This window comes from Sphaerisporangium sp. TRM90804, from assembly GCF_029846175.1.
Classification (GTDB): Bacteria; Actinomycetota; Actinomycetes; order Streptosporangiales; family Streptosporangiaceae; genus Sphaerisporangium.
On sequence record NZ_JARWAC010000007.1, the window covers coordinates 75,281 to 94,843 of the forward strand.

The 19,563-nt window shown below is 73.8% G+C and carries 13 protein-coding genes; 4 read left to right on the plus strand and 9 right to left on the minus strand.

Features of this window, described 5'->3' with window-relative positions:
* Nucleotides 1-9 precede the first annotated feature (9 nt).
* Both PYR91_RS07810 and PYR91_RS07815 read right to left on the minus strand, forming a co-directional pair.
* Nucleotides 10-666 (minus strand): response regulator transcription factor, encoded by a 657-nt coding sequence (locus PYR91_RS07810; protein ID WP_279778569.1) that lies wholly within the window; start codon nt 664-666, stop codon nt 10-12.
* Nucleotides 663-1,802: a histidine kinase gene (locus tag PYR91_RS07815; RefSeq protein WP_279778570.1), complete on the minus strand. Its 1,140-nt coding sequence runs from the start codon at nt 1,800-1,802 to the stop codon at nt 663-665. Before PYR91_RS07815 ends, PYR91_RS07810 begins: the two co-directional genes overlap by 4 nt.
* A gap of 266 nt (nt 1,803-2,068) precedes the next feature.
* Here PYR91_RS07815 and PYR91_RS07820 point away from each other — a divergent pair, with 266 nt between their 5' ends.
* Nucleotides 2,069-2,620: a DUF1772 domain-containing protein gene (locus PYR91_RS07820; protein WP_279778572.1), complete on the plus strand. Its 552-nt coding sequence runs from the start codon at nt 2,069-2,071 to the stop codon at nt 2,618-2,620.
* On the opposite strand, the gene PYR91_RS07825 is transcribed toward PYR91_RS07820, so the two are convergent.
* The 7 genes from PYR91_RS07825 to PYR91_RS07855 form a co-directional block, all read right to left on the minus strand.
* On the minus strand, nt 2,567-4,549 hold the full coding sequence (locus PYR91_RS07825; protein ID WP_279778573.1) for an ABC transporter permease: 1,983 nt from the start codon (nt 4,547-4,549) through the stop codon (nt 2,567-2,569). The genes PYR91_RS07820 and PYR91_RS07825 overlap by 54 nt on opposite strands.
* Entirely contained in the window at nt 4,546-5,349 is an 804-nt protein-coding gene (locus tag PYR91_RS07830) for an ABC transporter ATP-binding protein (RefSeq protein WP_347942943.1), read from the minus strand. Before PYR91_RS07830 ends, PYR91_RS07825 begins: the two co-directional genes overlap by 4 nt.
* Nucleotides 5,350-6,031: 682 nt before the next feature.
* The gene (locus PYR91_RS07835) at nt 6,032-6,973 is read right to left on the minus strand and encodes a hypothetical protein (RefSeq protein ID WP_279778574.1); all 942 of its coding nucleotides are present in this window, start codon (nt 6,971-6,973) and stop codon (nt 6,032-6,034) included.
* Nucleotides 6,974-7,136: 163 nt separating this feature from the next.
* Nucleotides 7,137-11,534 (minus strand): NEW3 domain-containing protein, encoded by a 4,398-nt coding sequence (locus PYR91_RS07840; protein ID WP_279778575.1) that lies wholly within the window; start codon nt 11,532-11,534, stop codon nt 7,137-7,139.
* A gap of 110 nt (nt 11,535-11,644) precedes the next feature.
* Complete coding sequence (locus PYR91_RS07845) at nt 11,645-13,648, minus strand: glycoside hydrolase (RefSeq protein ID WP_279778576.1); 2,004 nt, start codon at nt 13,646-13,648, stop codon at nt 11,645-11,647.
* Nucleotides 13,649-13,758: 110 nt separating this feature from the next.
* Nucleotides 13,759-14,997, minus strand: coding sequence for a glycosyl hydrolase (locus PYR91_RS07850; RefSeq protein ID WP_279778577.1), 1,239 nt, complete (start codon nt 14,995-14,997; stop codon nt 13,759-13,761).
* A gap of 59 nt (nt 14,998-15,056) precedes the next feature.
* Nucleotides 15,057-16,097 (minus strand): LacI family DNA-binding transcriptional regulator, encoded by a 1,041-nt coding sequence (locus PYR91_RS07855; RefSeq protein ID WP_279778579.1) that lies wholly within the window; start codon nt 16,095-16,097, stop codon nt 15,057-15,059.
* Nucleotides 16,098-16,428: 331 nt separating this feature from the next.
* Between PYR91_RS07855 and PYR91_RS07860 the strand changes: the two genes are divergently transcribed.
* Genes PYR91_RS07860 through PYR91_RS07870 form a run of 3 tightly spaced genes read left to right on the plus strand, consistent with a single transcriptional unit; the run spans nt 16,429 to nt 19,492 of the window.
* Complete coding sequence (locus PYR91_RS07860) at nt 16,429-17,709, plus strand: extracellular solute-binding protein (RefSeq protein ID WP_279778581.1); 1,281 nt, start codon at nt 16,429-16,431, stop codon at nt 17,707-17,709.
* Nucleotides 17,710-17,768: 59 nt separating this feature from the next.
* Nucleotides 17,769-18,641: a sugar ABC transporter permease gene (locus PYR91_RS07865; protein WP_279778582.1), complete on the plus strand. Its 873-nt coding sequence runs from the start codon at nt 17,769-17,771 to the stop codon at nt 18,639-18,641.
* Nucleotides 18,641-19,492, plus strand: a complete 852-nt coding sequence (locus PYR91_RS07870) for a carbohydrate ABC transporter permease (protein ID WP_279778583.1) — start codon at nt 18,641-18,643, stop codon at nt 19,490-19,492. The genes PYR91_RS07865 and PYR91_RS07870 overlap by 1 nt, the downstream gene beginning before the upstream one ends.
* The last annotated feature ends 71 nt before the right edge of the window (nt 19,493-19,563 follow it).

The following is a 19,563-nucleotide window of genomic DNA, read 5'->3' on the forward strand; positions in this document are numbered from 1 at the left end:
TCGCGCGACCTACTCCGCCGGTGAGACGAGGCCCGACTGGTAGGCCAGGACGACGAGCTGGGCGCGGTCGCGCGCGTGGAGCTTGGTCATCGACCGGCTGACGTGCGTCTTGGCCGTGGCGGGGCTGATCACCATGTGGGCGGCGATCTCGTCGTTCGACAGGCCCTGGGCGACCAGCGCCATGACCTCGCGCTCGCGGTTGGTGAGCGTGCCGAGGCCGGGGGGTGACGTCCGGGGGCGTCGGGCGACGAACTCGCCGATCAGCCTGCGGGTGATGGCCGGCGCGAGCAGCGCGTCGCCGCGGGCCGCCACGCGGACGCCGTACAGAAGGTCGGCCGGCTCGGTGTCCTTGACCAGGAAGCCGGTCGCGCCCGCGCGCAGGGCGTCGAAGACGTACTCGTCGAGACCGTAGTTGGTGAGGATCACCACGTGGACGCCGCTCAGGGCGGGGTCGGCGGCGATCCGCCGGGTCGCCTCGATGCCGTCCACGACCGGCATCTGCACGTCGACGAGCGCGACGTCGGGCAGGTGCCGGCGGGCCAGCGCGAGGGCCCGCTCGCCGTCGGCGGCCTCGGCGACCACCTCGATGTCGTCCTCCGCCTCCAGCAGGGCACGGAACCCGCCGCGGATGAGTGCCTGGTCGTCGACGAGCAGCACACGGATCATGAGGGGTCCTTCACGGGGAGTTCGGCGCGGACGGTGAAGCCGCCCCCGGGCCGGGGCGCGGCGCGCAGCCGGCCGCCGAGCGCGGTGACGCGCTCGCGCATGCCGGTCAGGCCGATGCCGGGGACGGCGCAGGCGTCCGGGCCGGCGTCGCCGTCGTCGTCGACCTGCACGATCAGCTCGCCGGGAGCGTAGCCGATGCGCACCGACGCCGACGCCCGGCCCGCGTGCCGGGTGATGTTGGTGAGCGCCTCCTGCACGATGCGGTAGGCGGCGCCGTCGACGGCGGCGGGCAACGGCCGCGGCTCGCCGGTGATCGTGACGGTGGCGGGCAGGCCCGCCGAGCGGGCCCGGTCGACCAGGTCGCCGAGCCGGTCCAGCCCGCTGCCGCGCGACGCGCCGGCGTCGTCGCGCAGCACCTCCAAGGTGGCGCGCAGCTCGCGCATGGCCTCGCCGCTGGCCTCCTCGATGGCCAGCAGCGCGCCCGGCACCTCCTCCCCGCGTTTGCGGGCGAGGTGGACGGCCACCCCGGCCTGCACCTTGATGACCGAGATGCTGTGGGTGAGCGAGTCGTGCAGTTCCCTGGCGATGCGCAGCCTCTCCTCACCCGCGCGCCGCAGCGCGGTCTCCTCCCGCGTGCGCTCGGCCTCGGCGGCCCGCTGCTCGGCCTGGTGCACGAAGGCCAGCCGATGTCTGCTGACCGTCCCGGCGACGGCTGCGGCCAGGAACCAGCCGAGCAGCAGCACCGTGCGGTCCATCAGATCCTGGACGGGCCGTTCGGTGGCCCCGGCCAGGCCGGCCAGCACGGCGCCGCCCAGGAACGCGGCGGCGGCGACCACCGTGGGCACCCGGTGGCCCGCCCGGGCGGTGGCGTAGATCGCGACGAGCACGGGGAAGGCGGCCGGCGGCCCGGGGTTGGTGCGGATCGCGAAGAAGAGCATGCACGCCGTGGTGACGACCAGGACGGTCGCCGGGGCCCTGCGCCAGGCGACGAGCGCGAGCGAGGCGACCGCGATGGCGAGGTGGTCGAGGGGGCGCGTGTCGGGGGCCGACAGCGCGCCGGCCGTCAGCAGCGCGCCGACGCCCGCCGCGAGGGTCACGTCGGCCGCCAGTGGTCGCCAGGCGAGCTCAGGCCTCATCCCTGCACAGTAGGGCTCGATCGGACCGTCCTCTTCGGCGCCGGGTCGGATCCCGCGCTACTCGCCGCGTGGTAGTCACGCCCGCGCCTGCGCTCGGTGACGTAGCCGAGGGAGCCCTCCCCGGCCCGACGACCGGGGACGGCCGCCCGGGGGACGATCGCCCCATGCAGTCGCCCCATGGCGTCGCCGCGCGCCGCGCCCCGCACGGACGCGGGGCTCTTGCCGTGGGCGTGCCCTTCCCTCCCGCCCGCACAGGAGACCCCCTCATGGTCCGGTCCGTCAAAACGCTGACGCTGCTGTTCTTCGGCCTGCTCACCGGCGCGTTCTTCTACGGCGCCGTGAACGTCGTGTACGCGTTCCACGCCGTCCCGCTCGACGTGCGCCTCACCTTCCACTCGGCGCTGATGGAGGTGAACGGCTACGTCATGCAGGCGCTGATGGCGGTGACGGTGCTCAGCTCCCTCGCCCTCGCCGTCGTCACCCGCGGCGTGCCGCGTCTGCTGGCCGCCGGCGCGACGGCCCTGGCCGTGGCCGTGTTCCTGATCACCCGCTTCGGCAACGTGCCGCTGCACGCCCGGATCAAGGAGTGGTCCCTCACCTCGGCCCCGCCCGGCCACGAGCTGGTGCTGCAACGGTGGGAGACGCTGCACGCGGTGCGCACCGTCGTCGTACTGGTCGCGTTCCTGCTCGTCATCGCCGTCACCGTCTTCGGCGACCGCTTCGACCGCTTCGGCCGGTCCGGCGCCGCCGGGGCGGGCGCCGGGTCAGTCGGGGCGGGGGGCCGGGTTCGCGGTGACCGAGCGAAGCAGGGGGCGTGAGAGGGCGCCCGCGCCGACGACCCCGGCGAAGCCCACGGCCACCGTTACCAGCAGCGTGAGCGCGCCGGTCACGTTCATCACCGCGGGGACGAACGGCAGCGCGCAGAACATGCCGGTCACGATGGAGCCGCCGCCCATCACCGCGAGCGGGACGAGGGTCTCGGCGCGCCTGGCCCTGTCGAGCACTTCGAGCGGGGTGCCGGCCAGGTGCAGCAGCGCGTAGGCCTGGCGCCGGTCGAGCACCGAGGAGGCGGCGGTGATGCCGGCGCTCGCGATCGCCACCAGAAAGGAGACGCCGAGCACGATCAGCGTCCCGGTGCGGACGTCGTCGAGCAGCTGGTCGCCCAGGACCCGCTCGTCCACCGGCGAGGTGGCGATCCGCCCGGGCACCAGGCCGGCGAGCGCGGTACGGGCGGTGTCGGTCCGCGCGGCGCCGGCGGCCGGGGGCAGGGTGATCGTGAGCATCCGCCGCCCGGAGTCGCCGGAGTCGCCGGAGCTGCCGGAGACCTCGACGCGGGCGTCGATCCCGGCCCCGGCGAGCCGGTCCTCGGCCTGCCCGGCGAGGGCGGGCGCCTGGGCGGCGGGGACCGTCAGGCGCAGGCCGGTCGTGGCGGGCGGCTCGCCCAGCAGGTCGGACGACGGGCTCAGCAGGCCGATGAACCCGGCGACGAAGCCGGTCAGCGCCACCCCGCTGACGGTCCGCCAGGCCGACTTCGGGTCGTCGACCAGGCGGCGGCCGGCCAGCAGCCGGGCGGGGCTCCGGGCCGTGCGGGTGGTGGTCCTGCCGATGACGCCCACCACCCAGGGGCCGACCAGGTTGAGGGCGAGGAACGCCAGCGCGAGCACGATCGCGACGACCGCCGCCGAGGTGTTCCGGAAGGCCGCCGGGACGGCGGCCAGGATCGCCAGCAGCGCGACCACCCGCACGAACCGCATCGCGGGCGGCGTCTGACGTCGCGCCACCCCGAGCGGGCTGACCACCACCCGCCGAAGCCCGACCACCGCCGACAGGCCCACCAGCAACGGCACGGCCAGCAGCACGCCGAGCACGGGCAGCACCCCCGGCCACAGGTCGGCGGCGAACCACGACCCGCCGGCCATCCGGATCCGCCCCAGCAGGGGGGCGGCCGCGCCGTACAGCGCCAGGCCCAGCACGGCGCCGCCGAACGCCGTGATCACCGCCTCGGCGACCGTCATCAGGACGACCTGCCCCGGTGTCGCCCCCACCAGCCGCAGCGCGGCCAGCCGCTGGTCGCGGCGCGCCACCGTCAGCCGGGCCGCCGCGCCGCCGAACACGAGCAGCGGGACGACCATCAGCACGCTCGCGATCAGCGCCATGATCCGGTACACGGTGATCTCGTCGCCGGCCTTCCCCGCGAAGTCGGCGATCTTCGTCGGCGAGGTGGTGGTCAGCGGCTGGTCGGCCCGGGAGGCCGTCATCGCCGGGTCGGCGGGCGTGCGTCCGACGACGGCGACCAGCTCGCCCGGGTACAGCAGCCCGTCGTCCCCGAGCGTGCCGGCCACCTTGCCGGGGAAGCGCTCGGCGAGCTGCTTCGCCGGCAGGCCGGCCATCAGCTCCGCGAGCCCCGGGGACACCCACACCTCGCCGGGCCTGGGCATGCGGCTCATGCCGGGCGGCCGCACCCCCGCGGCCTCGCGCAGCGGCGCGACGTCCACGATCGTGATGATCCGGTCTCGTACGTGGTCCTGGGACGTGGCCTCGATCGCGACGGGCGTTCCCGCCGCCGCCACCGGGTGACGCCACGCCTCGCGGTCCGCCCTCGCCCCGAAGGCCACGTTGGCGGCCACCGCGAACAGCAGCAGCGCCGACGACACCGCCACCGCCGCGGCCGTCAGCCACGTCCCCAGCATCGCCTGCCGCCCGCCGCCACGAAGCAGCCGCCAGCTCAGCTCAAGCAGGTTCCTCACGCGTCGCTCCCCTCGAACCCGGGCAGCACACGCGTACGCCCCTGCTCCCGGCCCCCGGCGTGACCGGAGCTCCCCATCCCCTCGCGGCCCTCCACGTGACGGGAAAGGCCCATACCGTCCCGGCCCACGGCGTGACCAGGGAGGATCATGCCGTCGCGGACCTCGGCGACGCGGTCGCACCAACGGGCGACCTCGGGGTCGTGGGTGACGACGACGAGCGAAGCGCCGTTGTGCTTGGTGGCCTCGACCAGGATGCGCATGATCTCGTGGCCGGTGGCCTGGTCGAGCGCGCCGGTGGGCTCGTCCGCGAAGATCACGGCGGGCCGGGTGACGAGCGCGCGGGCGATCGCCACCCGCTGGGCCTGCCCGCCGGACAGCTCGCCCGGCCGCCGCCCCTCCATCCCGCCGAGACCCAGCGGCCCGAACCACTCCCGCGCCTCACGCACGGCCCGCGCCCGCGCCGTGCCGCCGAGCATGAGCGGCAGCGCGACGTTCTCCTCGGCGGGCAGCTCCGGCAGAAGCTGCCCGAACTGGAACACGAACCCGAACTTTGTGCGCCGCAGCGCGCTGCGCTCCCGCTCGCGGACGGTGTCGATGCGCTGGCCCAGCAGATGCACCTCGCCGGAGTCGGGCTTCATGACGCCCGCGAGGCAGTGCAACAGGGTGGACTTGCCCGACCCGCTCGGCCCCATGATCGCCAAGGCCTCCGCGCGCCCGATGGCGACGTCCACCCCCGCGAGAGCGACGGCCGGCCCGAACCGCTTGGCCAGCCGCCGTCCAGAAAGCACGATCTCACTCATACACACGACCCTGGCCCGCCCAGCCCCACTCCCGAATCGGCCGACCGGCCCAAAACCCCGGCGCGTATCAGCCGAAAGTCCACCCAGGATGAGCCCGGCTTTCCGCCCGGGGTTCGAGAAGTTATCCACAGTATCCACAGAGTCGTACACAGGTTCGAAACCCTGTACACAAGCGCCCTCCACCCCTGTGGACAACACCGCCAGTCGATGACCTGACCGGGTCGCCAAGCTCCACAGAAGCCCTCCACGGCCATCCACCCCGCCTCAGGCGAAGATCCCCCCGAGCGCCCGCCCTTCCCGAGGCGCCGGTACGCCCGGTCGCGGAACAAAGAAGCCGACGCCGCATACTGCGCCCCACCCGCGACCACCACCCCCAGCCACCACACCGAGACCCCCGCCCCCAGGGGCTACCACCCGGCGCCGGTACGGCGGGTCGCGGAACGGCGAAGTCGGCGCCGCGTACGGCGCCCGGCCCATGACCACCGACCCCAGGCGCACACGAAGGTCCACCCCATCTCTCACAGGCCGACCGCCGCCTCGAAATGGTGCCTTCGGCACGCTTTCTAAAGGCGACCCTCACTCAGCTCGACGGGCGCCCCTGACAAAGCGCGCCGAAGGCACCATTTCCGGGGGCGGACGAATGAGCGTCAGGCAGCGTGGAAGATACCGCGCGATCGGCTGGTCAGTGGCGGTGGTGGTTGTCCGGCTGGGCGGGGTCGCCGGGGTGTTCGAGGCCGGGGACGGAGCGGAGCCGGTGGGCGCGGGCGTGGTCGAGCCAGCGGACGAAGGCGAGGCGGCGGGCCGCCTCCAGGAGGTGCCGGTCGTGGGGCGGCGGTTCGGCCTGGGGACGCCGCGTTCCGAGGAAGGTGACGGTGTCGCCGTCCACGGTGACGGTCGCGCCGGGGCCGGCCGCCGCCAGCGCGTCCGCCAGCCGTCCGGGCAGCGTGCCGGGCGCCGCGTCGAACTCGCCGCCTGGCGTGGACAGGCGCCACTCCACCGGGCCCTCGGGGCGGCTGACGGCCGCCGCGTACACCGCCACCTGCTCCGGGGGAACGGTCACGTCGGCGGTGACCGCCTCGTACACGGCCCGTACGGCGGCGCTGCCCTCGAAGGCGGCGGCGGTGATCGAGCCGAGCTCCACGGCCGCGCGCTGGTCGAGGCGCACCGGCGCCGCAGCGTCCGTGTCGAGCCCCCGCTCGGCGGCCTCGGCCCGGCACAGCAGCTCGGTGAGCATGACCTGGGCGACCCAGCGGGTGAGCTGGCGGTCCTCGGCACTCCCCGGCTCGGGCAGCGCCGACGCCCGGGGCCCGCCGCGCAGAGCGGCGAGCCGCCGCTGCAGGTCGCCGCGCCCCAGCGGCCGCCCGTCGAGCCACCCGAGCAACCGCCCGTCGTCGAAGCCGAACGGCTCACCGCCCAGCGGGCCGGTGACCGTGACTGACGGGTCGCCGTTCAGCGCGTCCGTGCTCGTGAGGGACGGGTCACCACCCACCGGACCGGGGGCCCGGGCGGCCGGGTCGCGGCGCGCCGGGGGGACGCCGGCCGGGGCGGCCGGATCGCGGGGCCCCGGGTCGGCGGACGTGCGGTCCGGTGGGGGTGGCATGGAGGGGAGGTGGGCGGCGGTCACGGGGCCGCCACCTCCACGGTGGGGGAGGTGGGCGGAAGCCATGGGGCCGCCACCTCCACGGTGGGGGAGGTGCACGGAAGCCATGGGGCCGCCACCTCCACGGCAGGAGAGGTGCGCGGGGGCCATGGAGCCGCCACCTCCACGGCCGGAGAGGTGGGTGGGGTCATGGGGCCACCACCACCTTCACGGTCGGGGCGTACTGGCAGCGGCCGAACCACATCACCTTGGCCAGCGCCCAGTAGGAGCCGGGGTCGGCGTCGCGCGGAACCGTGACGTCGAAGGTGACGGTGCCTTCGGCGCCCGCCGCGAGCGTGAACCCCCGGACGGGGGCGGCGATGGCGTCCCACGTCCCCCAGGGGGAGACGACCTGGAGCTCGCCCCTGATCTCACCGCGGGTCCAGTTGGCCAGCGTCACGCCGAGCGCGCCCCGCCCGCCCGGCTCGACGCGCACGGACGTGGAGACGACGTCGACCGACAACCCGGTGTCCCGTGCCATGCCCGCGGTCGTCCCCTGCGCGGCCGCCCAGTCCTCGGGGATGGCGCCGGGCACCGGCAGCAGCCCGGGGAGGTCGCCGACGGCGATCGTCGCGACGTCCTCGACGCTCTGGCCGTCGTGCTCGATGCGGGTGGCGAGGAAGTACAACCCGGGCTCCACGCCCGGGGGCGGCGTGAGCGTCACCGGGAAGCGCAGGTGGCCGTCCGGTTCGAGCCGGTACGGACGGCGCGCGGGGGTCGCCGTCCAGCCCTCGGGCGCGACGAGCACGACGGCGCCCTCCACGGCGGCGTCGCGAAGCTGCGAGCTGATCACCACCGACGCCTCGACCGGCTCGCCGCCCGTGGCGCGCGCCAGCCCGGGCGACACCGCGACCGAGACCGGCAGGTAGCCCAGCGGCGCCGGGCCCCGGTTGTGCAGCCAGTACCGCGCGTGCACGGGCTGGGCGATCTCGGCCACCGGCCCGAGCCGGCCGCCCTCGGCCACCGATCTGAGCTGGGCGCCCTGGGTCACCGGCCCGAGCGTCCCCCCACCACCACCCCCGGAGGCCGGGTCGCCAGCATGCGCCGCCGAAGCGGGCGCCCCATGGCCCGGCTCGCCGGGAACGCCGTGCTGCGGGGGCGCCGGTACACCGTGGCCCGGAGCGGGCGGGGTGCCGTCGACCGGGGTGGGCGCGCCGGGGCGGGGAGTGCCCGGGACGGCGATGACGGTCGCGACCTCCGAGCCGGTGAGCTCGATGGGGCCGGTGAGCGGGTCGCCGGGGCGTTCCAGGAGGTCGGCGGTGCGTAGGGCGGTGAGGTCGAGGGCGCCGGTGAGGCGGGTGGTCGTCGCCAGGCCGGTGGACTCCATCAGTCGCAGCGTGACGCCGCGCGAAGGGTCGACGGGGGCGGCGGAGCCTTGGGCGATCGGGTCGCCGGTGGGCTTCACCGTGCCGAGCAGCACGTCCCGGGCGGGTTCGACCCGGAGGTATGACCTGGTGGGCGGCAGCGGGCCCTCGTGCGCGTCGGTGAGCACCGCGTAGAGGGGGTGGTTGAACTCCTGGCCGCGCGCGGGCAGGGTGGCGGCGCGCCAGTCGCCGTCGCCGGAGACGAGGGCGTAGGAGAAGTCGTGCGTCCAGTGCTGTAGCTGGAACGACGTCCCGTCGGGCGCGGTGCGCTTCGGCGGGTCGATCCACACGCCCGACGGCCACCCGGTGCACGACCGCATCAGCGACAGGTGCATGGCGCCGGTCGGGTCGACGGCGAATCCGGGCAGCCCGAAGGTGAGCAGCCCGACCGTGTGGTCGGTCAGCACCTCCGGCTCGGGCACCGGCCCGGGGCACACCGCCGAGACCCGCGCGTCGGCGAGGTCGGCCGCGAGCGCCGCCGCGTCGGTGACCACCAGCGCCGGCAGCGCCCGCAGGTCGCGCAGGTCGGCGTTGGGCCGCCACACCTCGTGCAGCGGCTTCCCGGCCGGAACCCACACACGTCCGTGCCTGGCCAGCGTCTCGGCGTACTCCGCGCCGGCGGCCTGGAGCAGGTCGCGCGCCGCCTCGTTGGTCTGCGGCCCGCCGATCACGATCCGGAAGTCCGGCAGGTTGGAGTCGACGTCGAGCCAGCCGTACCGGGCCCACCCGGCGCTCGCGGTCGTCGCGGTCACGCCCACCCGGGCCAGCGCGACCACCAGGTCGCGGGCGTCGGCGGCGTCGTCCAGGGCCGGTACGACGACCTCGGCGACGCCGAGCGCCCGGTCGCCCAGCGGCGTACCGCCGGGGTCGGCGAGCGAGACGCGGGCCGTCGAGCTGAGCCCGAACCAGGTGTTGGCCGGGTTGTCCAGCGTCCACGGCGCTTCGGCGGAGTCGACGTCCGGCAGCGCGAAGCCGCGCCCGACGACGGCGCCCGCGACCTCGCTGACCGGCAGCGCGCCCGGCAGGTCGACGGGGAAGCGCACGCGCAGCAGGCGGTCGGCGCCCGCGTGGTCGACGACCCGGGTGCCGAAGTCGACCCGGTCGACGCCGTGCCACAGGGTGACGGTCTGCCGGTAGCCGATGCCGTCCACGGTGCCCGTGACGACCAGGCGCGAGCCCAGCGGGCTGGTCTCGGCCCGCACGGTCGCCGGCGACTCCGACGACCCGACGACCGGCCCGCGCGGGATCAGGTGCCACGGCCCCTCGCCGAAGTCCGGGTGCGCCGGGTACTCCTCGTACACCCGCAGCTCGTTGCCGACGTGACCGTCGCGGACCAGCTCGCGGCCGGACGCCTTGTCGTAGACACTGCGCAGCCCGCCGCCCCGGGCGGGGTCGGCGGTGACGACGTAACGCTCGTTCTCGATGACGGCGCCGCCGGCCGGAGCCCACGCCGGCTCCTCGGCGGACGTCCCGGGCAGCAGCCGCCAGGTGCGCCACCCCATGGCGGGCACGTCACGCGCGTGGAACCGCAGCGTGCCCCGGTCGACCACACAGGCGACCTCCGCGCCGGAGTCGTCGACGACCCGCCCGCCCTCCAGGCCGTCCGGGAGCCGCACGGCGACCAGGGCCGAGCGGTCGAACGACAGCGTGTTGGCGACGACGACCGGGACCCCGTCCCCGGTGGTGTCCACCCGCCCGGCGAGCGCGGCGAGCGCGGCGTCCCGCACTCCGGCGGCCAGGTCGTGCGCCTCGCGCCAGCCCGACAGCAGGTCGATGTACACCTGATCGGACTCCGACCCGGTGATCGCGTCGTGGTGCGCGCCGTAGGCGAGCTGGCGCCACACCTTGTCCAGCGCCGCGCCGGGGTAGGTCCCGAGGTCCTCCAGCGCGGCGAGGGTGGCGAGCTTCTCGGCGTCGACGGCCGCGACCTCGCCGGCCCGCTGCGCCTGCTTGGTGTCGATGTACGACACGTCCTTGCCGGTGTACACGGGGTTCATGTCGCGGGTCTGCGGGCTCGGCCGCCGCCCGGTCGCCGCCAGCTCGGCCCGGACGGCGTCCAGGAAGTCGCGCGGCGTGCCGCAGACGAACCTCGGCCACACGTACTTCTCCGCCCACGACCGGTGGACCTCGGTGACCCACTTGTTCGGCGGCGTGTAGTCGGTGCCGACCGGCAGCAGCAGGTTCCTGGTCGCTCCCACCGGCTTCAGCTTGGCGTACAGCTCGTAGACGGCCTGCTCGGCCGACGGCAGGTCCGGCGAGGAGTCCATCCACCACCCGGCCGAGTAGTGGTGCGGCATGAAGTGGGTGAGCACGCCGCGGCCGGACGGCGAGATCCACTCGAACTCGCTCGGGAACTGCATGACCCGGGCGTCGTTCTTCGACTCGCGGAAGTTCTTCTGGATCGGGCCCCACTGGTGGAACGGCCCGCGCGCCCAGGCCGAGCCGGTCAGGCCGGCCGCGTCGAGATAGCCGGGGAACTGCGGGTCGTGGCCGAAGACGTCGAGCTGCCAGGCGGTGCGCGGGTCGCCGCCGAGGATGTCGCGCTGGTACCCGACGCCGTAGACGATGTTGCGGATCGTGGTCTCGGCGCCGGTGAGGTTGGTGTTCGGCTCGTTGTACGTGCCGCCGACCAGCTCCACCTGGCCGCGCTCCATGAGCAGGCGCAGGTCGGCGCGGCGCTCGGGGTGCAGGTCGAAGTACGGCTTCAGGTAGTCGATCTCGGCGAGCACGAACCGGTACACCGGGTCGCGCAGCGCCAGGTCCAGGTGCGCGTCCACCAGCGCGAAGCCGTTGCGCTCCCACAGCGGCCGGGTGGTCGCGTCGCCCGACAGCAGCTCCCAGGGCGAGGTGTAGGCCGCCTGGGTGTTCCACCACACCGGGTCGTAGTGGAAGTGCGAGACCAGGAACATCGTCCAGCCCGGCTCGGCCACGGTCACGACGGCCTCGGCGCTCGCCTCCCCGGCGGTGACGGTCACCGGCAGCTCGGCGCCGGTGACCGGGGCGGCGACGTCGAGCGGCACCTCGACCACTCCCGTGCCGGTCGCCTCGCCCGCGACCCCGGGGCCGGTCACCGTGACGCGGACGGGCGGGCCGTCGAGGGTCACGCGGAGCACCTGGCGGGCGGCGTCCTCGGTGCCGACGAACAGGTCGGTGGATTCTACGGCGGTGATGGTGACCGGCACGGGGTCTGTTCCTCTCTTTCCTGACCGGCCGCCCCTGGCTCGTGGGGCGGCCGGCGTCGTGCGTCGCGTCCGGGTGCGCCGGCCGGGGGTGGCCCCGGACGGCGTCGCCCCTACCAGGTCACGGTGGTCCTGGCGGCACGCGAGCGGCCGTACTCGGCCGACACGGCCTCCACCTCGATCGTGGTGGCGGTCTCGGCGCCGGCCCGGTCGAGCCGGGGGACGAAGTAGACGTGGTTGGGCGTGCCGCCGAGGTACGCGCGCGTGCCGTCGGGGTAACGCCGGTACACGTCGTAGTGGTGCACGGACCCGTGCCTGGGCGGCGTCCACGACAGGCGCACCGACTTGCCGGCGGGCGTGAGGTCGGCCGTGCCGAGGACGGACGGCCTGATCGGCGGGCTCGGCCGCTCGACCGCGCCGTCGTAGACGGCGATCTGGCCGACGCGCACGTCGTAGGAGGCGACCGTGGCGGGCGCGGAGGCTCGCAGGCCGATCTGCGCGATCGTCTTCCCGCGGTGGGCCGACAGGTTCAGCGTCCTGCGCTCCCAGCCGGCGCCGCGGGTGGGGCCGAGGTCGATCGTGGTGAACTTCGTGGGCGCGTCGGTGAAGGCGACGGCGGCCTTGAGGTTGGTCGCGCCGGCCCGCGGCGTCTTCACCACGACGGACAGCTTGGTGTCGGCGGCCACCGGCAGCCGGGTCTGGTAGAGCCGCACGGTGTTGGGCGCGTCGAGCCGCCCGGACAGGCGCAGCGAGGAGCCGCCCTCGTAGGCGTCGCCGAAGTCGATCGACGGGGTCAGCCTGGTACCACTCGACGACACCACCCAGCGGTAGGTGGGCAGCACGTCCTGCAGGGACAGGTTGTTCCAGCCGCCGGTGCCCACCCGCGCGCCGGCCACGTTGTAGAAGTCGCCCTGGCCGGTGTTGAAGCCGGTCACGAACGGCTTGGCGGTCACCGGCGTCGACTCGGCGACGTAGGAGGCCAGGCCCTTCCAGGGCGAGGTGGTCTCCGTGTTCGAGGGGTCGGCGTTGGCGCCGACCCAGTAGCGCGAGTCCCTGGCGTAGAAGTCGGCGCGGCCGCTGGACGACTTCCACGTCCACTCGGGCCGGTAGAGGCCGAGCGAGGTGACGTGCGGCCGGCCGGGCGGGAACAGGGCGTCCCAGGCGACGGGCGTGTCGTATCCCCTGGACTCGGTGTCGATGCCGGTGAACAGGTCGTACTCGCTGCGGCCGAGCGCCCTGGCGCGGTCGCGCGAGGCGGCCAGGCCCTCCTGAGTCCACCAGAAGTTGAGGAACATCGAGTGCGAGACGGGGGCGGGGTCGGCCAGGTAGGCGTCGTTGGCCGGGGTGAGCGCGTTCTGCCAGTCGACCGGGCCGTCCTCGGTCATCGCGTCGTACCACATGAAGTCGAGCTTCGGGCTCTCGGCGCGGGCGTACTTGATCAGGTCGCGCATGGACGTGGCCAGCTCGGCGTCCGCGCCCTCGGTCTCCTGGTTGATGAACCAGCCGTCGAACCCGTAGTACTCGGCCACCTCGGCCAGCTTGTCGGCGACCGGGAAGCGCGAACCGTCCTTCTGGACGAAGTCGCGGACCCACCGCAGCTCGCCGCCGTACACGGTCGGCGGGAAGAAGACGTTGCCGTAGACCTTCACGCCGTTGCGGTGCGCGGCGTCGATCACCGTGGCGTTCGGCGCGAGGATCAGCCCTTCGCTGGCCGACCCGCCCCAGAAGACGAGCTTGTCGACGTACTGCCAGTGCCCGAACGCGTAGTAGTCGGAGTCGGGCGAGCCCTGGGAGGGGTTGCCCGACGTGGGCCCGAACGAGACCAGCGAGGCGATGCGGCCCTCGCCCGCCCGGGCGCCGGCGTTCGCCTTGAGCGCCGGGTCGGCGGCGCGGGGCCGCAGCGGCGTGAACGAACGGTTGAAGCGGGCGTCGGGGTCGGTGGCGGGGTCCCAGCGCAGGAGCGTGTCCGGGTACCAGTACGAGGCGAGCGGCTGCCCGCCCGGGGCGGGCGCCGTGGCCGTGCCGTCCTGTCCGGACGGCCGGGCCTGCGCGGGCGCGGCGGCGAGCGCCGTGACCGTCAGCGCCGCGGCCAGCACGGATGACACTCTTCGTCGCATGGGGGGCTCCTTCGCGATGCCGGGGAGGGGGGTTGCCGGGGTCGGGGCCCGCCGCCCGCGTGAACCGGGCGGCGTCGCCCGGGGTCGCCCGGGGGACGGCACGAGCGGGATCAGGCCGGGGTCAGGACGGCGTCGATGCCGCGGGCGGCGAGGTAGGCGGGGTCGGCCGCGCGGTCGGCGCCGACGATGGCGAGCGGCCCGACCTGGCGCAGCCGCACCCACTCGGCGTGGAACTCACTGCCGGGCGCCACCTCGCCCCGCCGCTCGGGCTGGGTGCGCAGGTCGACGCCGCACACCAGCGCCGGGCGGGGCGCCGGCGCCGGCCGGCCGGCGCGCGACTCGGCGACGACCGCCGCGAGCTCCCGGGTGGCCGGCTTGATCTCGTGGTCGACGGTGAACAGGCCCAGGTCGTACTCGCGGTCGGGGAAGTCGGCCAGGCTCCGGTCGAGGTCGTGCGAGCACCACCAGGTGACGCCCCACAGCGCCGGGTTGGGGGTGACCGCGTCGAGCAGCCCCCGGACGAACGCCGGCGCGTCGCGCTCGCCGATGTCGGGGCGCGGGGCGCCGACCTCCTGCAGCCAGACCGGCCGCGCCGGGTCGAGCGCGCTCGCCGCCGCCAGCTCCACGAGGTAGTCGGCGTGCGAGACGGTGGCCGGGCCGAGCGGCCCGTCGACGGCCGAGACGCCGTTGAACACCCAGGAGTGGACCGTCGTCAGGCCGCCGAGGTCGGTGGCGTCGACCGGCCGGAACGGGTGGCCGGGGTCGTACCACGTCGCGTCGTAGACCGAGTGCAGGGCGAGCAGGCGCGGCGCGGCGGAGCGGGCGACGTCGAGCAGCTCGGCGGCCCAGCGGGTGGAGTCCTCGGGGGTGGTGGGGTTGGACGGCCACAGGTTGTCGACCTCGTTGCCGAGCGTCACGGCGAACACGTTGTCGCGGGTCGCCACCTCCCGGGTCAGCCGGTCGACGTACGCGGCGACGCCGTCGCGCACCGCCGGGTCGGTGAACAGGCTGCGCCGGTGCCAGGTGAGCACCCAGGACGGCAGGAAGTCGAAGCTCGACAGGTGGCCCTGCAGCAGGTCGACCGAGACGCCGAGGCCGAACTCGGCGGCGACGTCGACGAGGCTGAGCAGGTCGTCGACGCCGCGCTGCCTGATCAGCGTGCGGTTGGGCTGGATCCACGGCCAGATCGGGAAGACGCGCACGTGGTCGAGCCCGATGCCCGCGAGGTCGGCGAGGTCGCGGCGGGCGTCGTCCGCCGAGAAGTCGAGCCAGCTGTAGAACCACCCGGCCGACGGCACGTAGTTCGCCCCGAAGCGGAGCGGGGCTTGGCTGGGCGGTTGCGGTGTCACACGTCCTCCGGCGGCAGGGCGGCGCGGGGCGGACGTCCGCCGCGCTCGGCCCTGGCAGCCTAAACCGCTTTAGTTGAATCTGCCAAGGGCGGCGGCGAGGTGCTCTCGCGGACGGTGAGCCGGGGGGTGGGCGTCTTGCGGTTCACCCGCCGGGCGGGGTCGGCGACCAGGGCCAGCATGGCCTCGGCCACCTCCCGGCCGAGCGCGAAGGTGTCGCGCGACATCGCGGTCAGGGCGGGGTGGACGATGCGCGTGAGCACCGAGTCGTCGAAGGCGACGATCGACAGCTCGGCCGGGACGGCGACCCCCATCTCGGCGGCCACCCCGAGCCCGGCCACGGCCATGAGGTCGCTGTCGTAGACGATCGCGGTGGGCCGCTCGGCGCGCGACAGCAGCGTGCGGGTGACCGCCGCCCCCTCGGCGTCGCTGAAGTCGGTCGGCAGCGAGGCGACGCCGGTCAGCCCGAGCCGCCGCGCCGAGTCGCGCAGCGCGCGCATGCGGCGCTGTGTGTGCTGGAACGCCGGCAGCCCCGCCACGTGGGCGATGCGCCGGTGCCCCAGCGCGGCGAGGTAGTCGACGATCGAGAGCATCGCCTCGCGGTCGTCGGCCCACACGCTGGACAGCGTCCCGTGGGCCCCGGGGCCGCCCAGGACGACCGCCGGCACGCCGAGGTCCTCGACGACCTTGGGGCGCGCGTCGCGGAGCTTCAGGTCGACCAGGATGAAGCCGTCCACCCGGTGCTCGGAGGCCCAGCGCCGGTAGACCTCGATCTCGGCCTCGGTGTCCTCGACGACCATCAGCTCCAGCGCGACCGAGCTGGCCGACAGCTCCGCCTGCAGGCCGGACAGCAGTTGGGCGAAGAACGGCTCCACCCCGATGGCGCGGGCGGGCCTGGCGATGACGAGGCCGACGGCCCCGGCGCGCGCGCCCCCGAGGGCGCGGGCCGCGGTGTGCGGGCGCCAGTTCATCTCCTCGGCGGCCCGCAGGATGCGGGCCCGCGTCGCCTCGCTGACGCCGGGCCGGCCGTTGAGCGCGAACGACACCGCGCCTTTGGAGACCCCGACGCGGCGGGCGATGTCCTCGATCGTCGGTCGCGCCACGACTCACCTTTCCCAACTCTTCCAGGGGTGCCGGGTCGCACGGGCCCGCCGGGCCCGCGCCTCGCCCGGCGTGCGGCGGCGGGCCCGGCCTCGCCTGCGGCCCGTCGCACCGAAGGGTCTCGGAACCCGGGGGTTCGTCTCAACCCTTGACATCGGAGTCTAGTGAGGTGGATAGTCCCCAGTCACTAGAGCGGTTTAGTAACCGAGGTGACCGGCGGGCTGTGAACGGTGGCCGGTTCACCCGTCACAGGTTCCGTGGCCGGGCTCGCGGAGCGGGAACCCGCGGCGGGCCGGGCGCCCGCACGGCGGACCGGTCATGGCAGGAGAGGTCATGGGAAGAAACTGGGTAGGGCTGGCGGCGGCCGCGGTGGCGCTGTCGACGCTGGCGGCGTGCGGGCTCGGCGGCCCCGAGACCTCCAGCGCTCCGGCCGCGAGCGCCTCGGGCGAGGTGAAGGGCAAGGTCAGCCTGCAGACGTGGGCGCTGAAGCCGAAGTTCACCGACTACGTGCAGGGCGTCATCGACTCCTTCGAGAAGAAGTACCCCGGGGTCGAGGTGCAGTGGCTCGACCAGCCCGGCGACGGGTACTCCGAGAAGGTCCTGACCCAGGCCTCCGGAGGCAGCCTGCCCGACGTGACCAACCTGCCGCCCGACTTCGCGCTGCCGCTGGTCAAGAACGGGCTGCTGGTCGACGTCGCCGCCGCCGACCCGAAGGTCGCCGAGGACTACGTCCCCGGCGGCGTGGAGGGCTACCGCTACGCCGGCTTCGACGGCGTGTACGGGTACCCGTGGTACCTGAACACCGACGTCAACTACTGGAACACCGAGCTGCTCACGAAGAACGGGCTCGACCCCGAGGCGCTCCCCACCGACCTCGACGGCCTCATCGCCCAGGCGAAGGTCATGAAGGAGAGGTCCGGCGGCAAGGCCTACCTGATGAGCCGCAAGCCCACGCTGATCGACCTGACCAACGCGGGTGTGCAGGTCATGGCGCCCGACGGGAAGAGCTTCACGTTCAACACCCCCGAGGCCGCGGCCATCCTCGACAAGTACCGTGACGCGTTCAAGCAGGGCCTCATGCCCCGCGACGTGCTTACCACCAAGTACGCGGGCAACACGGCGCTGTTCAACTCCCGGACGGTCGCCTGGACGACGGCCGGCGGCAACTACATCACCAGCCTGGCCACCGACAACCCGTCGCTGGCCCCGAAGGTCGTCCCCTCGCCCGCGTTCGGCACTCCGCCGCTCTACGTGCAGGGCCTGTCGATCCCCAAGAGCACCAAGAACCTGCCTGCGGCCATCGCGCTCGCGCGGTGGGTCACCAACGCGGAGAACCAGGCGGCCTTCGCCCACCTCGTCAACATCTTCCCCAGCACCAAGGCGTCGGCGAGCGACCCGTTCTTCAGCCAGAGCGACGGCACGCACTCGGGCGACGCGAAGGTCATCGCGTTCACCTCGCTGGCCAAGGCGAAGATCCTGCAGCCCGTGCAGGTCACGCAGGCGATGAGCGACTTCGTCGACCAGCAGTTCGCGCTAGCGATCAGCGGCGACGAGTCCTCACAGAAGGCGCTCGACGACGCCGTCGCCAAGTGCGACCAGCTTCTCAACGGCTGACGTAGATCCGCGACGGGTGCGGGGCCGGGCGGCCCCGCACCCGTCGCGCAGGAGATGAAATGACGCACAAGCGCTGGTTCACCCCGTGGGTGCTGATCGCACCGGCCGCCGTCTGGCTCGTGGTCTTCTCCGCCTTACCGGCCGTGAACACGGTGATCCTGTCGTTCACCGACGCCAAGCCGCTCGGCGGCGGCGGCTTCGTGGGCCTGGACAACTACACGCGGATGCTGGACGACCGGCAGCTCGTCGACGCGCTGGTCAACAGCATCGTCTACATGGCGGTCTGCCTTCCGCTGCTCACGTTCCTGCCCCTGCTGCTCGCGGTGCTGGTCGAGAAGAGGCTGCGCGGGATCACGTTCTTCCGCATCGCCTTCTACACCCCGGTGATCGCCTCTGCCGTCGTGGTCGGGCTCATCTGGGGCTGGCTGCTCGACGACCGCGGCCTGGTGAACGGCATGGCCGAACGGCTCGGCTTCCTGAGCGGGCCGCTGCCGTTCCTCACCGACCGCTGGCTGCTGCTGTTCAGCGCGATCAGCCTGACGGTCTGGAAGGGCCTGGGCTACTACATGGTCATCTACATGTCGGCGCTCGGCAACGTCAACCGGGAGCTGCACGAGGCCGCCGCCGTGGACGGCGCCGGCCGGGTGCGCCGGTTCGTCTCGGTCACCGTGCCCGGGGTGCGCAACACGATGCTGCTCATCTCGGTGCTGATCGCCGTCTTCGGCCTGCGGGTCTTCTCCGAGCTGTACATCCTCTCCAACGGCACGGGCGGCCCCGGCGGCCGGGACATGTCGCTCGTGATGCTCATCCAGATGTACGGCCAGGGGCTGACCGGGCAGCTCGGCTACGCCTCGGCGCTCAGCGTCCTGCTGTTCGTGGTCACCGTCGGCCCGATGCTCGTGCTGATGCGGCTCAACCGGAAGGGGGCATGATGGCCGGCGGTGGTCGCGGGTTCAACGGCGTCTCGCCTGTGGAGAAGGTGGTCCGCTACACGCTGCTGGTGTTCGTGCTGGTCATCACCATCGGGCCGTTCCTGTGGCAGCTCTCGACGTCGCTCAAGGGCATCGGCGAGGACGTCTACACGCAGACGCCGAGCTTCATCCCCCAGCAGCCGACCCTCGGCAACTACGCCGAGGTGACCGAGACGATCCCCGTGTGGGCGTACGCCGGCAACTCGCTGTTCGTCGCCTTCATCGTGGTCGCCGGCAACGCGGTCGGGGCGACGCTCGCGGGCTTCGCCCTGGCCAAGCTGCGCTTCCGGGGGTCCAAGCCGGCGCTGGGGCTCTTCCTCGCGACGCTGGTGCTGCCCGGCGAGGTCACGATCATCTCCCAGTACGTCATCGTCCGGGGCCTCGGCTTCGCCGACTCGCTGGTCGGGGTGGCGCTCCCGGGGGCGCTCCAGATGCTCAACGTGCTGCTGATGCGCACGGCGTTCCTGTCGATCCCGAAGGACATCGACTCCGCCGCGATCATCGACGGCGCCACGGTGTGGCAGCGCCTGGTGCACATCGGGCTGCCCAACGTGCGCGGCATGCTCAGCGTCGTGGTGATCTTCTCGTTCATCTACGCCTGGGACGACTTCCTGTGGCCGCTGATCGTGCTGACCGACCCCGACAAGTACACCCTCACCGTCGGCCTGCAGTACCTCAACGGCACCTTCACCTCCAACCCCCGCCTCATCGCCGCCGGCACCATGATCGCCTTCCTGCCGATCGTGGCCGTCTTCGCCGTCCTGCAACGCTTCTTCTTCAAGGGCGTCGAAGCCGGCGCGATCAAGGGCTGATGAGCGCTACAACCGGTCACCGGTTCATCCGGCCGGCGGCGACCACCGAGGGGTGGAGGCGAGGGGGGCGG

What these genes read in the sequence shown, in the direction of transcription:
- PYR91_RS07810 (WP_279778569.1), bottom strand. Translation starts at nt 666, where the DNA reads ATGATCCGTGTGCTGCTCGTCGACGACCAGGCACTCATCCGCGGCGGG.
- PYR91_RS07815 (WP_279778570.1), bottom strand. Translation starts at nt 1,802, where the DNA reads ATGAGGCCTGAGCTCGCCTGGCGACCACTGGCGGCCGACGTGACCCTC.
- PYR91_RS07820 (WP_279778572.1), top strand. Translation starts at nt 2,069, where the DNA reads ATGGTCCGGTCCGTCAAAACGCTGACGCTGCTGTTCTTCGGCCTGCTC.
- PYR91_RS07830 (WP_347942943.1), bottom strand. Translation starts at nt 5,349, where the DNA reads ATGAGTGAGATCGTGCTTTCTGGACGGCGGCTGGCCAAGCGGTTCGGG.
- PYR91_RS07845 (WP_279778576.1), bottom strand. Translation starts at nt 13,648, where the DNA reads ATGCGACGAAGAGTGTCATCCGTGCTGGCCGCGGCGCTGACGGTCACG.
- PYR91_RS07860 (WP_279778581.1), top strand. Translation starts at nt 16,429, where the DNA reads ATGGGAAGAAACTGGGTAGGGCTGGCGGCGGCCGCGGTGGCGCTGTCG.
- PYR91_RS07865 (WP_279778582.1), top strand. Translation starts at nt 17,769, where the DNA reads ATGACGCACAAGCGCTGGTTCACCCCGTGGGTGCTGATCGCACCGGCC.
- PYR91_RS07870 (WP_279778583.1), top strand. Translation starts at nt 18,641, where the DNA reads ATGGCCGGCGGTGGTCGCGGGTTCAACGGCGTCTCGCCTGTGGAGAAG.